The organism is Roseibium porphyridii, from assembly GCF_026191725.2.
Taxonomy (GTDB): Bacteria; Pseudomonadota; Alphaproteobacteria; order Rhizobiales; family Stappiaceae; genus Roseibium; species Roseibium porphyridii.
Map to the genome: position 1 here is coordinate 2578416 of NZ_CP120863.1, position 21574 is coordinate 2599989.

Below are 21574 nucleotides of genomic sequence, written 5' to 3' on the forward strand. Positions count from 1 at the left end.
TTATGAATTCCGTTTCCAACCGCAGGTCCCATCAGGCCGCGCCAACGCCAATTACGGCGTCCTTTGAATTTTTCCCGCCGAAGTCCGACAAGATGGCGGAAACGCTTTGGAATACGGTGCAGCGTCTGGCGCCGCTTCATCCTTCTTTTGTGTCCGTGACCTACGGGGCAGGTGGATCAACCCGTGAGCGGACACACAAGACAGTTGAACGTATTTTGAAGGAAACCGACCTTGCGCCAGCCGCACACCTGACCTGTGTCGGTGCGTCACAGGAAGAAATTGACGGGATCGTCAAAGACTACTGGGATCTGGGCGTTCGTCATCTGGTCGCGCTGCGCGGTGATCCTCTTGAGGGCATAGGCACGCGCTATACACCTCACAACAACGGTTATCCTTATGCTTCCGACCTTGTTTCGGGGATCAAGAAAATTGCCAATTTCGACATCTCGGTTTCCGGTTATCCGGAAAAGCATCCGGAAAGCGGAAGCTGGCAGACCGAAATCGACAATCTGAAACGCAAGGTCGATGCGGGCGCTGACCGGATCATCACCCAGTACTTCTTCGACAATGACGTGTTCGATGCTTATCTGGACCGGATTGCGGCAGCCGGCATCAACATTCCCGTAATCCCCGGCATCCTGCCGATCCATAATTTTGAACAGACCATGGTGTTTTCGGCCAAGTGTGGCACGTCCATTCCGCAATGGCTTGCACGCCGCTTTGCCGGTCTGAGCAACGATCCTGAAACACGCAAACTGGTCGGAGTTTCGGTTGCTTGTGAGCAGGCCATGGACCTGGTCGATCGCGGCATCAATGATTTCCACTTCTACACAATGAACCGTGCCGATCTCACCTATGCCATCTGTCACATGCTGGGCATGGGCCAGAGCGAGCAAAAAGGTCTGGCTGCCTGACCGGAAACCGGTCGCAGCGTTCGAGAAACTCTCAATGGCGAGGCCGCAAACTTCGCGGCCCGCGTTACGTTTAAAATTGATAAGCGCAAGCTGACCCCAAAACACGTCGCCGCGCTTGAAAAGCAGATCCTCCGGAAGGAAAAACAGTGAAAACCTCCGATGCCTTTGAGCGCCTCAACGACCTTGCAAAGTCCCGCATTCTTGTGTTGGACGGTGCAATGGGAACGGAGATCCAGCTGCTCAAACTGGACGAGGCTGCCTATCGAGGGTCCCGTTTCGCGGACTGGCCGAGTGACGTCAAAGGCAACAATGACCTGCTCAGCCTCACGCAACCCGAAGCAATCCGGCAGATCCATATCGACTATCTGGAAGCCGGTGCTGACATCGTCGAGACGAACACCTTTTCCTCCACGACCATTGCCCAGGCTGATTACGGGATGGAGGAACTGGCCTACGAACTGAATTTTGAAAGCGCACGACTTGCACGCGAAGCCTGCGACCAGGTTATGGCCAACGATCCGTCTCGGCCGTGTTTCGTTGCAGGAGCCCTTGGGCCGACCAACCGGACCGCATCCATCTCCCCGGACGTTAACAACCCCGGCTACCGCGCTGTATCTTTTGATGATTTACGGATCGCATATGCAGAAGCTGCTCGAGGCCTTATCGCCGGTGGTGCTGATCTTCTGCTTGTCGAAACCATTTTCGATACGCTGAATGCAAAGGCGGCTCTTTTCGGCATTGATGAGGTTTTTGAGGAAACAGGTCAAAAACTTCCAGTGATCGTCTCCGGTACGATTACCGATCTTTCCGGCCGTACGTTGTCGGGTCAGACACCTGAAGCGTTCTGGAATTCGGTGCGGCATACGCAGCCGCTCGCGATTGGTTTGAACTGTGCCCTTGGCGCCAAGGAAATGCGCGCGCATGTGGATGAGCTGGGACGGGTTGCCGATACCCTGGTATGCGCTTATCCGAATGCAGGTCTGCCAAATGAGTTCGGTGAATACGACGAGAGTCCCGAACATATGGCAGGGTTGATCGAGGAGTTCGCATCGGCGGGCCTTGTCAACCTGGTTGGGGGCTGTTGCGGCACCACACCGGCGCATATTCGCGCGATTGCCGAAGCGGTTGCTGACAAGGCACCGCGTGCAATTCCAGAAATAGATCGGCATATGCGCCTGTCGGGTCTTGAGCCCTTTGTCGTCACAAAGGAAACCAATTTCGTCAATGTGGGCGAACGCACCAATGTGACAGGCTCTGCGCGCTTCCGGAAGCTGATCAAGGAAGGCGACTATGCCACGGCACTCGACGTGGCGCGCCAGCAAGTGGAAAATGGCGCTCAGATCATCGACATCAACATGGATGAGGGGCTGCTGGATTCCGAGGAAGCCATGGTCACGTTCCTGAACCTCGTTGCGGCCGAACCGGATATCGCCAAAGTGCCGATTATGATCGACAGCTCCAAGTGGACCGTGATCGAGGCAGGCTTGAAATGCATTCAAGGCAAAGGCGTCGTCAATTCCATCTCGCTGAAAGAAGGCGAAGAGGCTTTCATCGAGCAGGCGAAGCTTGTCCGGCGCTACGGAGCAGCCGTGGTGGTGATGGCATTTGACGAGGATGGTCAGGCCGACACGTTCGAACGCAAGACCGAGATTTGTGCCCGATCCTACAAAGTGTTGACTGAGAAAGTTGGTTTTCCGCCGGAAGACATTGTCTTCGATCCTAATATCTTCGCCGTTGCGACTGGGATCGAAGAGCATAACAACTACGGTGTCGATTTCATTGAGGCGACTGGCTGGATCCGCGAAAACCTGGCTCATGCGCATGTGTCGGGTGGGGTATCCAATCTGTCCTTTTCCTTTAGGGGCAACGAGGCCGTGCGTGAAGCAATGCATTCGGTCTTCCTCTACCACGCCATCAAGCGCGGCATGGATATGGGCATCGTCAATGCCGGGCAGCTGGCGGTTTACAACGATCTGGAAAGCGAGCTGCGGGAGCTCTGCGAAGACGTGGTGCTGAACCGACGGGACGATGCCACGGACCGTATGCTGGAAGCAGCAGAGCGTTGGAAAGGTGAGGGTGGCAAGCGGAAAGAAGCCGATCTGACCTGGCGCACCTGGGGTGTTGCCAAACGCCTCGAACACGCGCTGGTTCACGGCATTTCCGACTATGTCGTCGAAGACACTGAAGAAGCCAGACAAGCATTCGATCGTCCGCTTCACGTTATTGAAGGTCCGTTGATGGACGGTATGAACGTGGTCGGCGATCTTTTCGGATCCGGGCAAATGTTCTTGCCGCAGGTCGTCAAATCCGCTCGCGTGATGAAAAAAGCGGTCGCTTACCTGATGCCCTTCATGGAGAAGGAAAAGGAAGAGCAAGGCCTTACAGGGCATTCTTCCGCCGGCAAGATCCTGATGGCAACGGTCAAGGGCGACGTGCACGACATCGGCAAGAACATTGTCGGTGTCGTACTCCAGTGCAATAATTTTGAGGTGATTGATCTGGGTGTCATGGTGTCTGCCGCCAAGATCCTGGAAACAGCCAAAGCCGAAAAAGTCGACATGGTCGGACTGTCTGGTCTGATCACGCCGTCGCTCGACGAAATGTGTCACGTTGCGGCCGAGTTGGAGCGCGAAGGGCTGGACGTTCCGCTTCTGATTGGTGGTGCCACCACTTCCAAGATCCACACGGCTGTAAAAATCCATCCGAATTACGAGCGGGGGCAGGCGATCTACGTTACCGATGCTGGCCGTGCCGTTGGCGTGGCCTCCAAGCTGATGAGCGAGGGCGGGCGTGAGCCTTATTTTGCGAATGTACGTGCCGAATATGCCGACATAGCTGAGAAACACGCAGCCGGGCGCGGCAGTCAGAAGCGCACTTCGCTTGCAGATGCGCGCAAGAATGCCTTTCAGTCCGATTTTGCCGGCAAGCCGCCTGTTGAGCCCAAGAAACCGGGGTCAACAGTCTTTGACGATTTCCCCCTGGAAGAGCTCGTTCCGCTTATTGACTGGACACCCTTTTTCGCAACGTGGGAAATCAAGGGCCGGTACCCGGCTGTGCTGACAGACAACCGTTACGGTCCGGCGGCCAAAGCGCTTTACGATGATGCCCGGCGGATGCTTGACGAAATCGTTGAGAAGAAACTTCTGACAGCACGTGGAGTTGCTTCCTTATGGCCAGCCAATGCAGTTGGCGATGACGTCCGAGTGTTTACAGACGAAGGCCGCACTGAGACGCTCGCCACTTTTCATACGCTGCGTCAGCAGATGGCTCGCTCGGCTGGTGGACGCGCAAACGTGGCGCTTAGTGACTTCGTCGCTCCGCTGGATAGCGGGATTAAGGACTGGGTTGGCGGTTTTGCCGTCACCGCAGGCCATGGCGAGGATGACCTAGCTGCCCGGTATGCAAAGGAAGGGGATGACTACAACAAGATCCTTTCGCAGGCTCTGGCGGACCGGCTGGCTGAAGCGTTTGCAGAAAAGCTTCATCAGATCGTGCGCACGGACTTGTGGGGATATGCAGCGGATGAGACCCTGCAGGTTGAAGATATCATCGGCGAAAAATATCAGGGTATTCGTCCTGCCGCAGGCTATCCTGCTCAGCCAGATCACACTGAAAAGGACACTTTGTTCAGACTGCTTGATGCGGAACGGTTGACCGGCATACAGCTTACCGAAAGTCGTGCGATGTTGCCGGGATCGTCTGTTTCCGGGCTCTATTTCAGCCATGCTGACAGCCACTATTTCGGTGTTGGCAAGATCGAAAAGGACCAGGTGGAAGACTATGCCGAACGCAAGTTGTGGGATGTTGCCTACGCCGAGCGCTGGCTGGCTCCGATCCTGAACTACGACCCGGCTCGGATGGAAGCGGCTGAATAGAACGGTTGAAGGTCAATTCTTCAGCCAATTTGGATACGGACAGTTTAAAGGAAAAAAGCGGGCCAACAGGTCCGCTTTTTTAATGTCGGTGCGTGTCTTGAAGTGCAGTCGTTCGAATTTGTGCTTCTGACCACATAAAGACCGGCAATGAACTTTGCCGCCTGTTTCTATAAAGCGGGTGTACCGGTGACCTTCGCGTCGCAGACCTGCCAATTCCTTGTAATTTGCAAACGTGCTGGCAACATCCGAGACATTCGAGCTGCCCACTACAACTTGCCTGTTATTTTTGCGTGTAAATTAAATATCCTTGAGAAAATGACGTTTTTTTAATGAAAATGCACATAGTGCACTCTTGAAATGTGCACGGTGTGCACCTACTATTCATTTCATCACGCAGCTGCTTCGAAACTGAACGAGCTGCAGAAGGAGAAGAATAATGAACGTGCACACGGCCAAAATCATGTTGGTTCGGCATCGCCAGGACTATAACCGGGACCGCCTTCCGTGGTTGCCGTCACGTCTCTACCGTTCATGGCGCGAAGCCCTGCCAAATGTTCAGGAGGTTTTCAGAGCCTCCAGAAAACGGGCCTAACCCGATCGGGCCCCAAGAATAACAAAATACCGCACGGCGTTCTTATGCCCCGAACGTCGCGACCTTTTAGACAAAACCCGGCTTTTGCCGGGTTTTTTGTTGTCGCGCGCACGCTCAGTTACGGCTAAGCAGGAGCTTCAATCCTGCAAAGGCAAAGAAGCCACCAAGCAGCAGCTGTATCGTGCGCCGAGCTTTGCTGTAGACGGAAATCATGGTCGAGCTGGAAAAAGCCAGCGCATAAAGAGTGTGTATTGCTGCGGACATGATGAAGGTTCCGACAACAATCACTGCGCCGACCCAGAAAGGTGCATCGGCTTTCAGACCAAGAGATATGATCGCGATCCAGGCCAATGCCGCTTTGGGGTTCATCATCTGAATGATGTAGCCGCGTATGAAATATCCGCTGGGCGTGCGTTTGCCGCCTTCGAGTTCTCGGGTCTCAATGTCATGGCGTGAAGCTGCAGATTTCAAAGACTTGTAAGCGAGCCAGAGCAGGTATGCTCCGCCAAATATTTTGATAACCGTCAGAGCAGAAGCGTAGGCGGCGAGCAATGCGGATAGTCCGAGCACCGTCAGGACAGCCCAGGTGAAAGATCCTGCTGCGACACCGAGTGCCAATGACACGCCCGACTTTCTGCCAGCGCTCATGGATGTTCCAAGAACTGCGAGAATGTTTGGGCCCGGGCTGGCAATTGCCAGTAAAAACGCCGAATAGGCGAGCAGAATTCCTGGCAGGTAGATAGAGATCTGTTCCACGACTGTCTTCCCTTTTGGTGTTCGACCTGAACACCATAAGAGGTCAATTGCAGGCAATGTTTCGAGCTGGGTCGAACTGTGCCGCCTCATTTTCGGGTGATTGGCTGAATTGACCCCATCTTGTCGATTGGGTCTGAGGCAAGTTTGCTGACGACCTGAAAAGTCTAGTCCACCGGGAAAAGCTGCCTAATCTCGGCTTGCCCCTTTGGCGAGAACCGCACTGTTCGGCTGTTTCGGTCTCTGCGCAGCCAGTCCTTCTCAATGAAGTGGGTCAACAAGGCAGCGCCCAGACTGCCGGCAAGATGGTTTCGGCGCTCACTCCAATCGAGGCACACTCTGCAGAGCGGCCGCCGACTTGCGGTCAAGGCGTCGAGATCGATCCCGATCTCCCTGACAAAACTGCTTCCGTTTTCGGTCAGACCAAAGCCGCCCTTTGCACCGGCAATAGCCAGAAAGTCACGCGATTGCAGGCTGTCGAAGATGCGCACGGCCATATCGCCCGCCAGATGGTCGTAACAAACTCTTGCAGCTCGCATTGCCGGATCCTTTGGTCCGGTACGTGTGCGCAAGTGGCCCTTGCGTGCGGCCAGTCCCATCACAGCTTCGAGTACGGCGCCGACTTCAGGACCGGCAAGCGTGAAATAGCGGTGCCTGCCTAGCTTGGCCTGCAAGAGCAAGCCGCCCTCCATCAGCTTTTTAAGGTGGGAACTTGCGGTTTGACCGGTGACACCGGCTTCTGCTGCCAGTTCCGTGGCGGTCAGTGCCTTGCCGCTCAAGAGTGCGCCCAGCATATTGGCACGCGCGGGATCACCTATCAGTGCGCCAATGCGGGCAATGTCCGGACCTTCTTTCACGATTTTCCCCTCATGGTTCGATCTCCATCGAAGCATTGATGTCATGCAACATGGCACAAAGCCGGTCCACCGACCACCGGAAAGGACTTCATGATGATCACATGTTTCATCCGCTATCATATCGATCCGACAAAGCGGACTGCTTTTGATACCTATGCACGCAATTGGGGGCAGGCGATTCCCAGATGTGGCGCTGATCTGATCGGCTACTATGCGCCGCATGAAGGCTCGTCAACGCTTGCATACGGTGTTTATTCTATCGAAAACCTGGCGGCTTACGAAGCTTATCGAGCCCGGCTCGCTGCCGATCCGCTGGGACAGGAAAACTACGCTTTCGCCCAATCGGAAAAATTCATCTTGCGGGAAGACCGTACCTTTCTGAAACTGGCGTCCGCACCGCATGCCGTCGAGGGAGCAAAAAAGTGATTGCCGTGATTTTCGAAGTAATCCCGCATGCGGACAAACAGCAGGCTTATCTGGATGTGGCGGCCGAAATGCGCCCACTTGTTGAACAGATTGACGGTTTCCTCTCTGTTGAGCGGTTTCAGAGCCTGACCAATCCTGAAAAACTGTTGTCCCTTTCCTACTTTCGTGATGAAGCCGCCTTGAACGAATGGCGTCAGTTGACGCAACACCGCAAGGCACAGGCAGTGGGCAGGGGGAGTTACTTCAAAGACTACCGGCTTCGGGTCGCACATGTGCTGCGGGACTACGGCATGGAAGAACGGTCCGAAGCACCGGACGACAGCCGTGCGCTCCACGGCTAGAACAAAATACTCTCATGCAAAATCGCCCTCTTGAATACACCCTTTTGGGGTGTCTCGCCCTGTTGTGGGGCTCATCCTATATGTGGATTGCTCTTGCGCTGCCAACGATCCCGCCGACGACGCTGATTGCCATTCGCGTTGCTCTCGCGTCGGTCATCTTGTTGGCAATAATGGCCTTTTGGGGCATCCGATTGCCTTTGGATGCACGTAGTTGGCGCTTGTTCATGGTTCAGTCGCTGGTCAACAGCACCGGTCCGTGGATGTTGCTTGCCTGGGGGCAACAATATGCCGGTACCGCGGTTTCCAGTGTCTTGAACTCAACATCGCCGCTCTGGGTCTTTGCCTTTTCGTTTGTGTTGCTGCAAAGCGGAAACCGGCCGGGTGCCAGACAATTGGCTGGTGCACTTCTTGGATTTGCGGGCATCGTGCTCATTGTTGGCACAGGCGCACTGGATGATCTGGGGCAGAATCTATTGCCGCAACTGGCCGTTCTCCTGAGTGCGGTGCTATACGGATTTGCAGCTCTTCGCGGCAGACTGTTTGCCGGTATGCACCCTATCGTTCCGGCCAGCGGGACACTTCTATGCTCGGCACTGGTGCTTGTTCCTGCAAGTCTGATTGTGGACAGTCCCTGGCAACTTGCGCCCAGCCTGATGGGCATTGGCGCTGCGATTTTCCTCGGCACGGCCTGCACGGCTCTGGCATTTCTGATCTATTTCCGTCTTCTGTCGACACTCGGAGCCATGGGAACGGCCAGTCAGGCCTACCTGCGATCCGGCGTCGGGGTCTTTCTGGGGGTCGTGTTTCTCTCTGAGACGCTTGATATTGAGACCTTTGTCGGAATCTGCCTTGCCATTCTCGGGGTGGTTCTGATCAACTGGCCGAAGAGGCGAAACGGTTGAAGTGTACCGCCGCCAGGTAAGGAGGTGTCATGAGTGTCCTAACCGTTTTTGAGGCCGGCTCCCGGCCGACCAAACGTGCCAATCCAGAGTATTTTACCGGCTCTGTCTGGCAGGATCCGGTGATAGAAGCACCTGCACCGGCACGGGTCCGCGCACTCAGAGTGACGTTTGAACCAAAGGCGCGCACCCACTGGCATACCCACCCGCTTGGACAGACTTTGCACATTCTGGAAGGTGCCGGGTTCGTCCATGTCTGGGGACAGGAAAAGCTGTCGATACTGCCGGGCGACGTCGTCTGGATCCCACCAGGTGTGAAGCACTGGCACGGAGCCGGACCAAACACCACGATGGTACATCTGGCCATTCAGGAAGAGTTGGACGGTTCTGTCGCCGAGTGGCTGGAAGCAGTCGACGACGCTACATACGCAGGCGGGATAGAAGCGCGGCGGTAATGTCAACTCTGGTTTAAGGTCGTACTGAATCTGCGGATTTTGGCCTAGTCAGTTTCTCACTTCTCCCAAAGGCAACCGCAATTCGGCAACCAGCCCGCCTTCGGGGTGGTTGCGCAAGTTGATCGTCCCGCCATGGGCATGGATGATCGAGCGGGTGATGGCAAGGCCGAGGCCGATGCCTCCGGTTTCCTCGCTTCGGGATTCTTCAAGCCTGACAAACGGTTCGAAGACATCTTTAAGCCTGTCTTCCGGAATTCCGGGTCCTTTGTCGCGAATGGAAACAATCACATCGCTGCCGCTTTGCTCAGCTTTGACTGTTACCGCTTCCCCGTAACGATTTCCGTTTTCGATCAAATTCCTAAGCGCGCGTTTCATTGCAACGGGCCGGCAAGACAGGATGATGGTCCCGTCGGTCTTCACGCTGCAGGCATTGCCCATATCTTCCTGGTCACTAGCCAGAGCCTCCAGCATTGCACCAAGATCTGCCTTCTCAGCGGGTTCTGCATTGGCCTCGTCTTTGGCAAAGCGCAGCGTGGCCTCCGTCATCGCCGCCATTTCTTCCAGTGTCTCGATCATCTTTTCCCGGTTCTCGTCATCATCGATAAATTCGGCCCTGATCCGAAGCGATGTGATGGGAGTTCTGAGATCGTGACTGATGGCCGCCAGCATGCGGGTCCGGTCTTTGACAAAGCGGGTCAGTCGATCCTGCATGTCATTGAAAGAGCTGGTGAGAGCACGCACTTCCTTCGGCCCTGTGGGATGGAGCGCTTCGAGATCTTCACCTCGGCCAAGTTTCTCGGCTGATACGGCCAGATCCTTCAGCGGTCTCGTAACGCGGCGAACCGCGAACCCTATGATCAAAACGGCGGCAAGAGCGGTCAGGCCAAGTTGTACCAAAAGCGGTATGATTGCCCCCTTGGGAGGGCGATAACTGGTCGCGACATTCAGCCAGCGTCCATCAGCTTGCTGAATGGAAAGCGAAAGATCCTCAGGCTTGTTCATGATCCGCTTGAGATTGGGCGGCCTTTCGCCTTTTGGAACATCGCGCCAGCTTGGGTTTCTGTCGTCATTCCTTGCACGGTCGCGCGGTCCCCGCTTTTCGTCCGCGTGTATGTTGATATGCGCGACATAATCGTGCCCGAGCCTGTTGCTGATGTAGCCTTGCAAGCGCTGTTCGAACCGCGATGCACCGGGCTTTGGAGCGAGCGGAGTGTCCCCGATCCAGAAAATGGCATACCGGCTGCTGCTGGCATCCAGGATTTTCTGTTGCAGCTCTTCAGGTGTTTCTTCAAGCAGCGTTGCGATCGAGATCGCTCTCGACAGAAGATTGTCCCGTGCAGCGGCAACCATGGTGATGCGGCGCTCATCATGGAAAATCCAGACGCTGAGCGCCTGCGCAGCAACGATGGCTGCCAGAAGCAGTACAATCAATTGCGCCGCAATTGATTTGGGCCATAGCCGATAGAGCGTTGTCTTTATGAGTTGAGGAGCGCTCATGCGGTTCCGTCTTTGACTTCAGCGGTAAACATATAGCCGCCGCCCCAGACTGTCTTGATCAGCTTCGGGTCTTTCGGATCTGTTTCTATTTTCCTGCGCAGACGCGACACCTGGTTGTCGATGGACCTGTCGAAGACTGCCGGTGTTCGTCCCGTGGTGAGGTCGAGCAGCTGGTCGCGATTGAGCACCATTTTCGGCCGTTTCAAGAACGCGCAGAGCAGCTGAAATTCACCGCTTGAAAGTGCAACGGCCACGCCCTCAGGGTCCATCAGCTCACGGCGGGACACATTGAGCGCCCAACCGTCGAAGGACAGCAATTCCTGTTCAATCGGATCGCGCTCCTTTGGAACGAGCGACGTTCGCCTGAGCACGGCCCGGATCCGGGCAAGAAGTTCGCGAGGGTTGAACGGCTTGGTGACATAGTCGTCTGCGCCTATTTCCAGACCAATGACCCGATCCGTGTCGTCGGCCATGGCTGTCAGCAGGATCACCGGCAAGGACCCTGTTTCCACAAGGTGCCGGCACAGTGACAGCCCGTCTTCGCCGGGCATCATGATGTCCAGAACGACGAGGTCAATTGATGCCGCTTTCAATGCCTTGCGCGCGTGAGCAGCATTTTCCGCACTCGTTGCGCGCATGCCGTTCTTGATCAGATAGCGGGCCAGCGTTTCACGAATGTCGCGGTGGTCGTCCACCACCAGAATATGCGGGCTCGGGTCGCTCACGTTTGTCTCCGTCTTGGCGGCGGGTTCTGTACTTGGTGTCCATCCGCCACTTCATTGTGTCTAAAGCCTAAATAATAACAAGCGCACCCACGTGCGAGGCGAGTTTGTATCAAAGTGTGTCGCAGGGGCCAAACGGGACACTTGGCGACACTTCGAGCCGCCCAGAAGGGTATTCCTGCGACAATTGCTTCCTACGTTCGGCTCATCAACGAACAAGGAGTTGTTGGAATGAAACCGTTCAAGAAGATTGCAATTGCCGCCCTGGCTGCGAGCGTCGCGGGCACCGCGCTGACCGCCGGCATGTCTGCGTCTGCCCAGAGTGGCCCTGCATCGGGGGACGGGGGCAAAGAAATTCAACAGCCGGTCGCCGAGCGCATGGCCCATAAGGGTGAGCGAAGCGGTCGCGGCTGGGGCCGGGGTCATCGCGGGGGTGAGCGACGTGCCGAACGCCTGTTTGAGCGTTTTGACGTGGACAAGGATGGCGTCATTACAGCTGAAGAGATCGCCGAAGTCCGGTCTGCGAACTTCGCGGCAGCGGATACCGATGGAAGCGGCGAGATCAGCCTGGAAGAATTCAAGGCAGAATTCCTGACCCGGTCGAATGATCGCATGGTTCGTGCGTTCCAGTTCCTGGATACGGACGGCGACGGTACGGTGACACAGGCAGAATACGATGCAGCCGCCAACCGTCTTTTCAATCGGCTTGATCGCGATGGAAACGGCACGGTTGAACGTGTCCGCGGTCAGCGGGGACAGAATGCCGGCGAAGGCGGCCAACGGGCCGAGCGCGGTGAACGCGGCGGACGCCGTGGCGGACACGGACGGGGCGGTCCCGGTCGGATGTTCCTGAGCCTCTTTGACACGGATGGCGATGGTTCCGTAACCCGAGAAGACTTCGATGCACAGCGTGCTGAATTGTTTTCGCTTGCCGACACAAACGGGAGCGGATCGTTCACGCTGGAAGACTTTGGTCCGATGTGGATGTCAGTCAATGAGAACCGCATCGTCGACATGTTCCAGCGCGCTGATGCCGACGGAAGTCTCGGTGTCACAGCCGAAGAGCATGGAAAGCGCCTTGACCGACTGATGGATCGCGCCGACCGAAACAAGGATGGCGTGATCACCAAAGCCGACTTCAAAGGCGGCAAGAAAATGAAGGGTAAAGGTCGGGGTCACGGCAAAAAGCAGCGAGGATAAGCCGCTTCTGGTCAAATGGCCTGACAGCATTTCCCCGCACTTCCTACCCACACCCGCGGGGGGACAGAGGGGGAGCCGCCATTGCGGCTCCCCCTTTTGACTGTTTTCGCCCGTGTTACGTGAATCTCAAGATTTTGCCGTGATAGTGCGCGCGTCAGAATTGGGAGATCACCATGGCCAAGCCAGGATTGAACGACTTCGTTGCGGCAAAGATTGCGGAAAGACGCGTCAGTGAAGACGATGTCGTCACGTTGCGCAGATACATCTACGGCGATATGGCCGTGTCGCTGGAAGAAGGTGCTTCACTCTTTCACCTGAACAACGCATCGCCCGATCTTTGCGAGGCATGGTTTGTGCTCTTTCCCGAAGCGATTGCCGACATTCTCGTCAATCAGGCCAGTCCTCAGGGTTACGTCTCAAATGACAATGCCGATTGGTTGATCGGTCAAATCACCGCAGACGGCAAGGTGTGTTCAGCAACCGAACTGGATGCCGTATTGCATGTGCTTGAGAAGGCGCGTGAAGTCCCTGAAAGTCTTGAATTGTTTGCACTAAACACGGTCAAAGACAGTGTCTTGACCGGCAAAGGTGCTACGCGTTCAGGAGAGCAATTGAGACCGGGTGTTATCGGAGATGCCGAGGTCGAGCTGTTGCGCAGAGTGCTTTATGCAGGATCCGGCAGCCGCGGCTCGGCCATATCCAGGGCTGAAGCTGAAATCCTGTTCGAGTTGAACGACGCGACCGTTGAAGCTGACAATGCCCCGGCTTGGTCAGAACTCTTCGTGAAAGCCGTTGCCAACTACATGATGGCCATGTCCGGTTTCACACCGCCTTCCCGGGATGTTGCTCTTGCTCGTGAAAACTGGCTTGAGACACCGGGTGGTTTTGACGGCGGGCTTGGCGGTTTTTTCAAGAAAATGATTGGCGGAGGCCTTGGCGGTGTGCTCGATGCACATGAGAGCAAGCCGTCGGCATATGCCGAGCGAGGCGCTGCGATTGAAGAGGAAATCGCGCGGAACGAAATCGTTACGGAAGAAGAGGCTTCCTGGCTGGTGACGCGAATAGGCCAGGACGGCGTCTTGCACGAAAACGAGAAATCCCTGCTGCGGTTCATCCGCGAGGAAAGCCCGAATATTCATCCTCTTTTGAAGCCGCTGATGGACAAGGCGATTTGACCGCATGACCGGTCAGTCGCTCATTCCATTCGCATGGCTTCTGTCTCGATGATCAGATTGACTTCATCGCCAACAAATCCGTTGTCGACCGCATAGTTCATTCCATATTGGCTGCGGATGACCGTTCCGCGAGCGCTGATGCCAAGCGTGAAGCGGCTGTGCCCAAACGGGTAGTTCGCTGCCTTGTTGAGGGTCACCTCAAGTTTTAGCGGATGCTTTTGCCCAAGCAGTTCAAGCTCGCCCTCAACGGTGCCGGTGGTATCGCTGGTGGGGGTGCCTTCGGATGCGGTAAATGTCATGACCGGGAACTTTTCCACGTTCAGAAAATCCTTGTTCCGAACGTGATTGTCTCGGGCTTCATTGAACGATTCAACGCTCTTGGTATTGACGGTGATTTCTACGTCAGTGAGCGTCTGCGTCTCCATGTCGTAGCTGAACCCGCCCGCGAAATCCAAGAACACGCCAAGCGTGTCGGCATAGCCCAGATGATCGACCATGAAGACGATTGTCGTGTGCTCCGGGTCGAGCTCATAGCGATGCGGCTCTGCAAGAGCAGGTGTTGCAGCGATCGAAAGGGCAAACAGGCTTCCAAGCAGTCTCGTCATTGCGTCCTCTCAAGGGCTCCGGCCTTCGGTTCCAAAGAGAGCTAGCGCGTTTTGTCATCACGACAATGCCAAAGGAACGCTCACTTGTGGTGAGGGCTCGGGCAGAAAATACCGGGTAGCGTTTACAGACCTGCGATCTGTTACATCGGGGCCCTGGGCCGACAAATCATGGCGTGTGCCTGGCGAATTTGCCCAACATTGCCCGATTGGTGACAAATGCGCAAAATCTGCACATCCTCTCAGTGGGGCCTGCAGTTTAAGTCGCCAATCTGGACCCATGAGACATCCAGCTTCAAAGACCACTTCATTTGCCCCATTTTCAATCGAACGACCTTATGTTCGCCGGCCAGGTTGGCGATCGCGCGGTGGCAACCTTACCCCGTCGGCCGTCTGTCCGGTTTTTCAAAACGACCAGGCTATAGACAAAACACTCCCACGCGGCCTGCGCCGAGACGGCTGGTGGCTGGAAACCTGATCTTGCCTCAGTTATTTGTAATTGTTCTGCTGCCTATTGCGGAAATATCTTTTTCGGGAAGTCAATTTTGCCCAGCAAAACCATTCTTGTCGTCGACGATGACCCCAATATTCGTGAAGTGATCTGTTTCGCGCTTCAAAAAGCTTCCTATGCATTCGAGACGGCAGCTGACGGCAAGGAGGCGATTGACAAGACCAGCCTTCTGGACCCTGCGCTGATTGTCCTGGATATCGGTCTGCCTGAAATGGACGGGCTGGAGGTCTGTCGACACTTGCGGCGGAGCACGGATGTGCCGATCCTGTTTCTTTCCGCGCGCGATGATGAAATAGATCGGATTGTCGGTCTGGAACTCGGTGCCGATGACTATGTCACCAAACCTTTCAGCCCACGCGAATTGATTGCCAGGGTAGGTGCCATTTTAAAGCGCTACGGAGTTACAACTCAGGAAACTGAACTGTCGGAGACGTCGCTGTCGCACGGCATTGTCCTGCTGGAAAAGGATCAGCGCCTGGTTACAGTGAGCGAAGCCAACGTCGGCCTCACAGCCATTGAGTTCGATATTCTGGCAGCGTTGTTGAGCCGCCCCAAGATCGTTTTTACCCGTGAGCGTATTCTGGAAAGTGCCTACAAGGACAATATTCACGTCTCGGACCGAACGATCGACAGTCACATTCGAAACATCAGGGCCAAACTGAACGACGCCGGGTGCTCAGATGCGATTGAAACCGTTCACGGGGTCGGATTTCGCCTCGGCAACTGCTCCGCTCGGCCCGGATAAGATCCGTCAATGCTGCTATCGTGTGCCTTCAGAGACAAATGGCGCCCACCGCTTTTTTTGGTGGTGGCAGTCGTTCTCTGCATCATGTTGCTTGTGCCTTTTGCCGGCATTGCGTTTTTCAGGGTCTATGAAAACCAGCTCGTCCAGACCACAGAAGCCGAATTGATCGCGCAATCGGCGGCCATTGCGTCCGTGGCGGCACAGCGTCTGGAACAAGTTGGTGGCGCCGATTTGCCACTGGGCCCGGTGGTTGAGCGCTCGGGTACCTCTTCCTACGATAAAGGTGCATCCGCTCGTCAGCCGGGTGGCAACTGGACACCTCAATTGCCGCTCCTTGACCTGAACAAGACGCGGGTGCTGCCAAGACGTCCCAAGCCACTGGCACCACAGGCAGAAGTGCATTCAAGGACAGCACTTGTGGGAACGGAACTGGGGCCAATTCTTGAGAACACTCAAAAACTGACGCTTGCCGGATTTCGTGTTCTGGACGTCCATGGAACCGTCATTGCCGGCCGGGATGAACTTGGCCAGTCCCTTGCGCATGTCGCCGAGGTGCGATCGGCCTTGGAAGGGAATTATGCCAGTGTTCTCAGAGAGCGCGCCGTTGAAAATCCACAGCCGATCTATTCCATCAGTCGCGGCACAAGCGTTCGTGTTTTTATCGCACTGCCGATTGTTGTGAACGATAGGGTCGCAGGGGTTGTCTACGCCTCGCGAACACCGAGCAACATATTGAAGGAAATGTTCTGGAAACGCGAAACCGTGTTCTGGGTGTCGGTCTTCATTCTCGGAGCAACCTTTGTTGTCGGCTATATTTTTGCGCGCGCAATTTCAGGCCCGATCAAGGCGCTGACACACCGTTCGCTGAGGATCGGCACGGGAGATCGCGAAGCACTGAAGCCGTTGAAAATCCACGGTAACCGGGAAATCCATGCTTTATCTGAAAGCATGCTCGACATGTCGCGCAAGCTGTTTGATCGCAATGACTACATCAACACTTTCGCCAATCATGTCACCCACGAACTGAAGTCTCCGTTGACGGCCATCCAGGGTGCAGCGGAACTGCTGGCAGACAGCGATGGTCTGAGCGACGAAGATCGAAAGAGGTTCCTGAAGAATATTCTCCGCGATACCGAGCGTGCATCTTTGTTGTTGAACAGGCTCCGAGACCTGGCACGCGCCGACAGTGTCGAGATTGGAGGAGACTCGCGTCTTCAGATGGTTCTCGCCGAGATACAGTCAAAAACCGAAGGTTTCGCGATTGATTGCGAAGGAAACGCAGACCTGCCCATGTCTGCGGAAAACGCCCGGATCGTTTTCTCAAATCTTATTGACAATGCCCATCAGCATGGTGCGGATCGTGTGGTTGTCACACCGCAAGCTGTGGGGAATGGGCTCAAGGTAAGTGTCAGCGACAACGGGAAGGGTATTTCGTCAGGGAACGCCGAACAGGTTTTCGACCTGTTCTTCACAACCCGGCGCGACAGCGGGGGCACCGGTATGGGCCTCGGGATTGTTCAGGCCCTTCTCAAGGCGCATGGCGCAACGATACGTCTTGGCCCACAAGTGCAAGGGGCATGTTTCGAAATCTGGTTTCCGCCAAGGGCACGCCCAATCAAATCGTCCAACGAGAGCTGAACTCGCCTGCAAGATGATCTATCAATGCACGCACTCTGCGTGTCAGGTGCCTGTTGGGCGGGTAGAGGGCATACACCCCGAAATTCTCCGTCGCAAAGTCAGGCAGCACTCTTTCCAGCTTCCCCTCCTGAAACGCCTCTTCGACTGCATAGAGCGGAGCGCGTGTTATTCCCAAACCTCCAATTGCCAGCGCGGCCAGTGCTCTGGGGGCATTGGCCCTGACAGCACCACTTAGCCGGACGGTCTGTTCCTGGCCATTGGTGTAAAAACGCCAGGTGTTCAGGTCCTGTTGGTTGTTGTCGACCAGACAGACATGCGTTTGCAGAGCTTTCGGATGTTGGGGCCGGCCATGTTGTTCCAGGTAATTCGGCGAGGCGCACATGACCAGGGGCATATCGGACAGTTTTCGTGCGATCAGAGTGGAGTCCCGGAGTGTGCTGATGCGAATTGCCAGATCCAGCCCTTCTTCAACCACCGCCACTCGGTTGTCCGTCAAATACATATCGAGCTCGACTTCAGGATGCGTGTTCAGGAAAGGCACCAGCGCTTCCGTCAACTTGGTGCTTCCGAAGCCTGTTGGTGCGGTGAGCCGGATCGGGCCGGCTAGGGCGCTCTGGCGTTCGCTGACGAGGGAGTCCAGATCATCGATCTGCTCCAGGATCGGGCGGCTTCGCTCCAGATAGGCCGTTCCGACATCGGTCAGCGAAACGCTGCGTGTGGTCCGATTGAAGAGCTGGGTTCTGAGTTGGCCCTCCAGATGTCGAACATATTTGCTGACCAGTTTTGTCGATAGCCCGAGGCGGCGACCTGCGGCCGTAAACGAGCCCTCCTGAGCCACCGCCACAAAAGCTCGAATCGTTTCAATCTTGTCCATGATCTGCCTCTTGATTGGAGCGACAGGTATTATTGTCGCCACTTTGTACATAATTATTGAACAAGATTGAGGATTATTTCCATATAGGAGAATTGGCATATTGCGATCAGCGGCCCGGCATCAAGGTCGGCAACCGCAGGAGGTTCAAGATCGCAAGGGTATGATCATGTCCAATTCTATCAAAATTCACCGCTTTCCATTGTCCGGGCACTGCCATCGGGTTGAGCTGTTCTGCAATCTGACAGGCATCAAGCATGAGCTGGTTGATGTTGATCTGGCAGGTGGCGAGCACAAACAGGAACCATTTTTGAAGCTCAATCCGGCCGGTAAGGTCCCGGTCATTGAGGATGGCGATGCTGTGCTTGCCGATTCAAATTCAATCCTTGTTTATCTCGCTCGCAAATACGCACCCGAATGGTTGCCGACTGATGCGGTCGAGGAAGCCGAAATTCAAAAATTCCTGTCGTTTGCCGCTGGCGAATTGGCTGCAGGGCCTTGTGCGGCGCGTCTGATCACCGTCTTCGGTGTGCCGCTTGATCCTGAGCGCGCAAAAGAAGTGTCCGCACAGGCGCTCAGCTTCCTGGAGAACCAACTGGCTGGTCGTGACTGGCTTGTCGGCAACCGTCCGACAATTGCCGATGTGGCGATGTACAGTTACGTGGCACATGCTCCGGAAGGCAACGTGTCTCTCGATCCTTACCCCGCCGTTAGAGCGCTCCTGAAGCGCATTGAAAACCTGCCGGGTTTCGTGGCGATGCCAGCAACCAAGGTTGGCCTGGCTGCCTGACAGCAGGACTTCCGGTCACTCTCAACCGGGTGACCGGTCCTTTGTTCAAAGTGAGGGAGATAATTGGATGCTTAAGACTGATATCGGCATTGCCGCCGACACCGGACGGTCTCCCTTTCACAAGGGCGAGCAGCAGGTACAGGAGCATATGGGGGAGCGTGATATCGAGCGCTGGGCCAAAGGGGCCATTCGGAACCATATGCCCGACCAGCACCGCGAATTCTTTGAAGCTCAACCGTTTTTGATAGTCTCCGCAAGAGACCGGCAAGGCCGCCCCTGGGCGAGTGTTCTGGAGGGCGGCACAGGGTTCGTCGCGTCACCGGAGGCAACTCGCCTTGATATTGATGCCTTGCCATCTCCTGGGGATCCGCTGGCAGATACCCTCAAAGCAGGAACAGATATCGGAATTCTGGGTATTGAGTTGGCCACCCGTCGCCGCAATAGGGTCAATGGACGTGTTGTCGGAGACAAGGCAGGGCATCTGAACTTCGTTGTTGGTCAGTCATTCGGCAATTGTCCGCAATACATCCGTGAGCGGTCGTACTGGTGGCACGAAGGTCCGCTGGAGACCAAGGTTCAGCGCGGCGAGGGTCTGACATCGTCGCAAATCGGCTGGATCCGGACCGCCGACACGTTTTTTATTGCGACGGGATACCAGGGCGACGGCGAAGATCCGGCCTTTGGGATGGATGCTTCCCACCGGGGCGGCGAAAAAGGTTTTGTGGAGGTGCTCGGCGATCGGACAATCCGCTTCCCCGATTATGCGGGAAACAGGTTTTACAACACGCTTGGCAACATCGTGCAGGACGGTCGCGCGGGCTTTCTGTTTCTGGATTTCGCAAGCGGGAGCCTGCTGCAATTGACAGGGCGTGCAACGATTGATTTCGAATCCGACGAAGTACGCCGTTTTGCCGGGGCCCGCCAACTTGTCACTCTGGACATCGAGGATGTTGTTGAAACGACTGCGGCTTTGAGGCTTCGTTGGCAGGCGGAAGCGGAAAATGCCCGATCTTTGCGTTTGATTGAAAAACACCGGGAAAGCGAAGACGTTGTGTCGTTCCTGTTTGAGGCACGCGATGGTGGCACTCTTGAGCCCTTTAAAGCCGGTCAACATCTTCCCATTGAACTGAGAATCCCGGGCTTTGACGAAAAGGTCCAGCGAACTTACTCGCTGTCGAATTCGTCGAACGGCAGGCACTATCGAATATCTGTGAAACGGGAGAGCAACGGCCTAGCTTCACGGTTCCTGCATGATGCCTTGCAACCGGGAACCATCCTTGAAAGCCGGAAACCCGCAGGTGATTTTTTACTGCCGGATGATAGCAAGCCAGTTGTTCTGGTGAGTGCCGGGATCGGTATCACTCCTATGCTCAGCATGGTGCAGTCGCTGGCAGTTAGCGGCGACAACCGAGCAGTCTGGTTCGTTCACGGGGCTCGCGATGGCGCACATCATCCGTTCAAACGCGATGTCGAGCAGATTTCCACGGAGAGCAGCAACGTTTCGACGTTGACGTTTTACAGCAGGCCGAAGGATGGTGACGAACAGGGGCGCGACTACGATGTTGAAGGGCGTATTTCAGGAGAGGCTTTGAAGTCGCTTGTAGCCCGAAATGACGCGCATTATCTGCTCTGCGGGCCAGCTGCCTTTCTGGCCGGGATCCAGGCTGAACTCGAACTTATGGGAGTGCCTGAAGCGCTGATCCACACAGAAGCCTTTTAACATCGGAAGCCTTGAAGTTGCTTGGGCGGCTCAACCGTTGGAGAGAAAGTCCACGTGAATGTGGTTGCCGTCCGGGTCCCAAAGATTGAAGGCGACCAGATCAAGGCCTGGTGGTCCAGAGCGGCGGTATTCTTCACCGCTTTCCTTTAGACGTTGTTCGAATTCCGCAAGGCCTGTTGCGGTAAATGCGAAATGCTCCAGTTTCAGCTCCTTTTCGGAGCCAACCGCAGGATCGCCTTCAATTTCAACGAGGTGAATGACCGCCTGACTGCCCGCATAGAGCCAGGCCCCAGGAAAGGGGAAATCGGGCCGGGAACCGGACTTCAGTCCCAGAACGTTTTCGTACCAGGCAACCATTGTCTGGAGTTGCTTCGTTCTCAAGTTGACGTGGTCGAGCTTTTCGATCTGCATGGCGTTAGTGTTTCCATTTGATGGAGCAACCAATCGAAGGGATCTGCTCAAGCGGACCGGTTCCAGTTTCAGCGACCTGTTTCATTGCTTCAAAAAGGTCTCGTCGCATGTCAATGTCCGCGACATTCATGCGTGTTGCGTCCAGACGGCCGCGATATTGCAGCCCAAGGCTTTTGTCGAAACCGAAAAAGTCGGGTGTGCAAACCGCACCATAAGCCTGGGCAATGGCTTGGCTCTCATCGTGCAGATACGGGAAGGGAAAGGCTCGAGTTTCCGTGAGCCTTTTCATGTTGGCAAAATTGTCTTGCGGATAGGCGACGGGATCGTTTGAACAGATTGCGGCAATCCCGATGCCTAGTGCCTTTAGGTCCTGAGTATCGCGCACGATCTTGTCGAGTATCGCGAGCACGAATGGACAATGGTTGCAAATGAACATGACAAGCGTGCCATTTTCACCCTTCAGGTCATCGAGCCGATATGTTTTGCCATCAGTGCCCGGCAACTCGAATGTCGGGGCAGGCCAATTGAAATCGCAAACCGGGGGAGAAAGCGCAGCCATGAAGTCCTCCATTAGATCGCA

21 protein-coding genes are annotated in these 21574 nt (G+C 55.5%); 13 read left to right on the forward strand and 8 right to left on the reverse strand.

Annotation, left to right across the window (positions count from 1 at the left end):
• Window positions 1-2 precede the first annotated feature (2 nt).
• The 3 genes from metF (at window position 3) to K1718_RS12075 (ending at window position 5381) form a co-directional block, all read left to right on the forward strand.
• Complete coding sequence (metF, locus tag K1718_RS12065) at window positions 3-914, forward strand: methylenetetrahydrofolate reductase [NAD(P)H] (protein ID WP_152501150.1); 912 nt, start codon at window positions 3-5, stop codon at window positions 912-914.
• A 146-nt stretch (window positions 915-1060) separates the two neighbouring features.
• Window positions 1061-4789 (forward strand): methionine synthase, encoded by a 3729-nt coding sequence (metH, locus tag K1718_RS12070; RefSeq protein ID WP_265684577.1) that lies wholly within the window; start codon window positions 1061-1063, stop codon window positions 4787-4789.
• A gap of 436 nt (window positions 4790-5225) precedes the next feature.
• A complete protein-coding gene (locus K1718_RS12075; protein WP_173005979.1) occupies window positions 5226-5381 on the forward strand; it encodes a hypothetical protein in 156 nt (51 codons plus the stop codon).
• 114 nt (window positions 5382-5495) lie between these two features.
• Here K1718_RS12075 and K1718_RS12080 read toward each other — a convergent pair whose 3' ends face one another.
• Both K1718_RS12080 and K1718_RS12085 read right to left on the reverse strand, forming a co-directional pair.
• A complete protein-coding gene (locus tag K1718_RS12080; RefSeq protein WP_265684578.1) occupies window positions 5496-6137 on the reverse strand; it encodes a LysE family translocator in 642 nt (213 codons plus the stop codon).
• Window positions 6138-6301: 164 nt separating this feature from the next.
• Window positions 6302-6991 (reverse strand): ArsR/SmtB family transcription factor, encoded by a 690-nt coding sequence (locus K1718_RS12085; RefSeq protein ID WP_265684579.1) that lies wholly within the window; start codon window positions 6989-6991, stop codon window positions 6302-6304.
• 93 nt (window positions 6992-7084) lie between these two features.
• Here K1718_RS12085 and K1718_RS12090 point away from each other — a divergent pair, with 93 nt between their 5' ends.
• From K1718_RS12090 to K1718_RS12105, 4 genes are read left to right on the forward strand one after another with little or no spacing between them, the layout of a single operon-like run.
• Entirely contained in the window at window positions 7085-7417 is a 333-nt protein-coding gene (locus K1718_RS12090; RefSeq protein WP_152504251.1) for an NIPSNAP family protein, read from the forward strand.
• Window positions 7414-7758, forward strand: a complete 345-nt coding sequence (locus K1718_RS12095; protein ID WP_265684580.1) for an antibiotic biosynthesis monooxygenase family protein — start codon at window positions 7414-7416, stop codon at window positions 7756-7758. Before K1718_RS12090 ends, K1718_RS12095 begins: the two co-directional genes overlap by 4 nt.
• A gap of 14 nt (window positions 7759-7772) precedes the next feature.
• Window positions 7773-8660: a DMT family transporter gene (locus K1718_RS12100; protein WP_265684581.1), complete on the forward strand. Its 888-nt coding sequence runs from the start codon at window positions 7773-7775 to the stop codon at window positions 8658-8660.
• A gap of 29 nt (window positions 8661-8689) precedes the next feature.
• Entirely contained in the window at window positions 8690-9112 is a 423-nt protein-coding gene (locus tag K1718_RS12105) for a (R)-mandelonitrile lyase (RefSeq protein WP_152501156.1), read from the forward strand.
• Between the two features lie 48 nt (window positions 9113-9160).
• Here K1718_RS12105 and K1718_RS12110 read toward each other — a convergent pair whose 3' ends face one another.
• Window positions 9161-10609, reverse strand: a complete 1449-nt coding sequence (locus K1718_RS12110; protein ID WP_265684582.1) for an ATP-binding protein — start codon at window positions 10607-10609, stop codon at window positions 9161-9163.
• On the reverse strand, window positions 10606-11334 hold the full coding sequence (locus tag K1718_RS12115; protein ID WP_152501158.1) for a response regulator: 729 nt from the start codon (window positions 11332-11334) through the stop codon (window positions 10606-10608). The genes K1718_RS12110 and K1718_RS12115 overlap by 4 nt, the downstream gene beginning before the upstream one ends.
• 228 nt (window positions 11335-11562) lie before the next feature.
• Here K1718_RS12115 and K1718_RS12120 point away from each other — a divergent pair, with 228 nt between their 5' ends.
• Both K1718_RS12120 and K1718_RS12125 read left to right on the forward strand, forming a co-directional pair.
• A complete protein-coding gene (locus K1718_RS12120) occupies window positions 11563-12531 on the forward strand; it encodes an EF-hand domain-containing protein (protein ID WP_265684583.1) in 969 nt (322 codons plus the stop codon).
• Between the two features lie 173 nt (window positions 12532-12704).
• Entirely contained in the window at window positions 12705-13706 is a 1002-nt protein-coding gene (locus K1718_RS12125; RefSeq protein WP_265684584.1) for a hypothetical protein, read from the forward strand.
• A 20-nt stretch (window positions 13707-13726) separates the two neighbouring features.
• Here the strand turns inward: K1718_RS12125 and K1718_RS12130 are convergent, their stop codons facing one another.
• Window positions 13727-14311 (reverse strand): YceI family protein, encoded by a 585-nt coding sequence (locus K1718_RS12130; protein WP_265684585.1) that lies wholly within the window; start codon window positions 14309-14311, stop codon window positions 13727-13729.
• A gap of 542 nt (window positions 14312-14853) precedes the next feature.
• Between K1718_RS12130 and K1718_RS12135 the strand changes: the two genes are divergently transcribed.
• Window positions 14854-15564 carry a response regulator transcription factor gene (locus K1718_RS12135; RefSeq protein ID WP_265684586.1) on the forward strand — a complete coding sequence of 237 codons (711 nt, stop codon included), beginning with the start codon at window positions 14854-14856 and terminating at the stop codon, window positions 15562-15564.
• Window positions 15565-15573: 9 nt separating this feature from the next.
• Window positions 15574-17202, forward strand: coding sequence for a HAMP domain-containing sensor histidine kinase (locus tag K1718_RS12140; RefSeq protein ID WP_265684587.1), 1629 nt, complete (start codon window positions 15574-15576; stop codon window positions 17200-17202).
• On the opposite strand, the gene K1718_RS12145 is transcribed toward K1718_RS12140, so the two are convergent.
• Window positions 17180-18076: a LysR family transcriptional regulator gene (locus K1718_RS12145; protein WP_152501163.1), complete on the reverse strand. Its 897-nt coding sequence runs from the start codon at window positions 18074-18076 to the stop codon at window positions 17180-17182. The genes K1718_RS12140 and K1718_RS12145 overlap by 23 nt on opposite strands.
• Window positions 18077-18254: 178 nt before the next feature.
• Between K1718_RS12145 and K1718_RS12150 the strand changes: the two genes are divergently transcribed.
• Both K1718_RS12150 and K1718_RS12155 read left to right on the forward strand, forming a co-directional pair.
• A complete protein-coding gene (locus tag K1718_RS12150) occupies window positions 18255-18863 on the forward strand; it encodes a glutathione S-transferase family protein (protein WP_265684692.1) in 609 nt (202 codons plus the stop codon).
• Between the two features lie 67 nt (window positions 18864-18930).
• The gene (locus tag K1718_RS12155; RefSeq protein ID WP_265684588.1) at window positions 18931-20583 is read left to right on the forward strand and encodes an FAD-binding oxidoreductase; all 1653 of its coding nucleotides are present in this window, start codon (window positions 18931-18933) and stop codon (window positions 20581-20583) included.
• Window positions 20584-20613: 30 nt separating this feature from the next.
• Here K1718_RS12155 and K1718_RS12160 read toward each other — a convergent pair whose 3' ends face one another.
• Together K1718_RS12160 and K1718_RS12165 are read right to left on the reverse strand one after the other, a co-directional pair.
• Window positions 20614-20994: a VOC family protein gene (locus tag K1718_RS12160; protein WP_265684589.1), complete on the reverse strand. Its 381-nt coding sequence runs from the start codon at window positions 20992-20994 to the stop codon at window positions 20614-20616.
• 4 nt (window positions 20995-20998) lie between these two features.
• The gene (locus K1718_RS12165) at window positions 20999-21553 is read right to left on the reverse strand and encodes a thioredoxin family protein (protein ID WP_265684590.1); all 555 of its coding nucleotides are present in this window, start codon (window positions 21551-21553) and stop codon (window positions 20999-21001) included.
• Window positions 21554-21574: the final 21 nt, after the last annotated feature.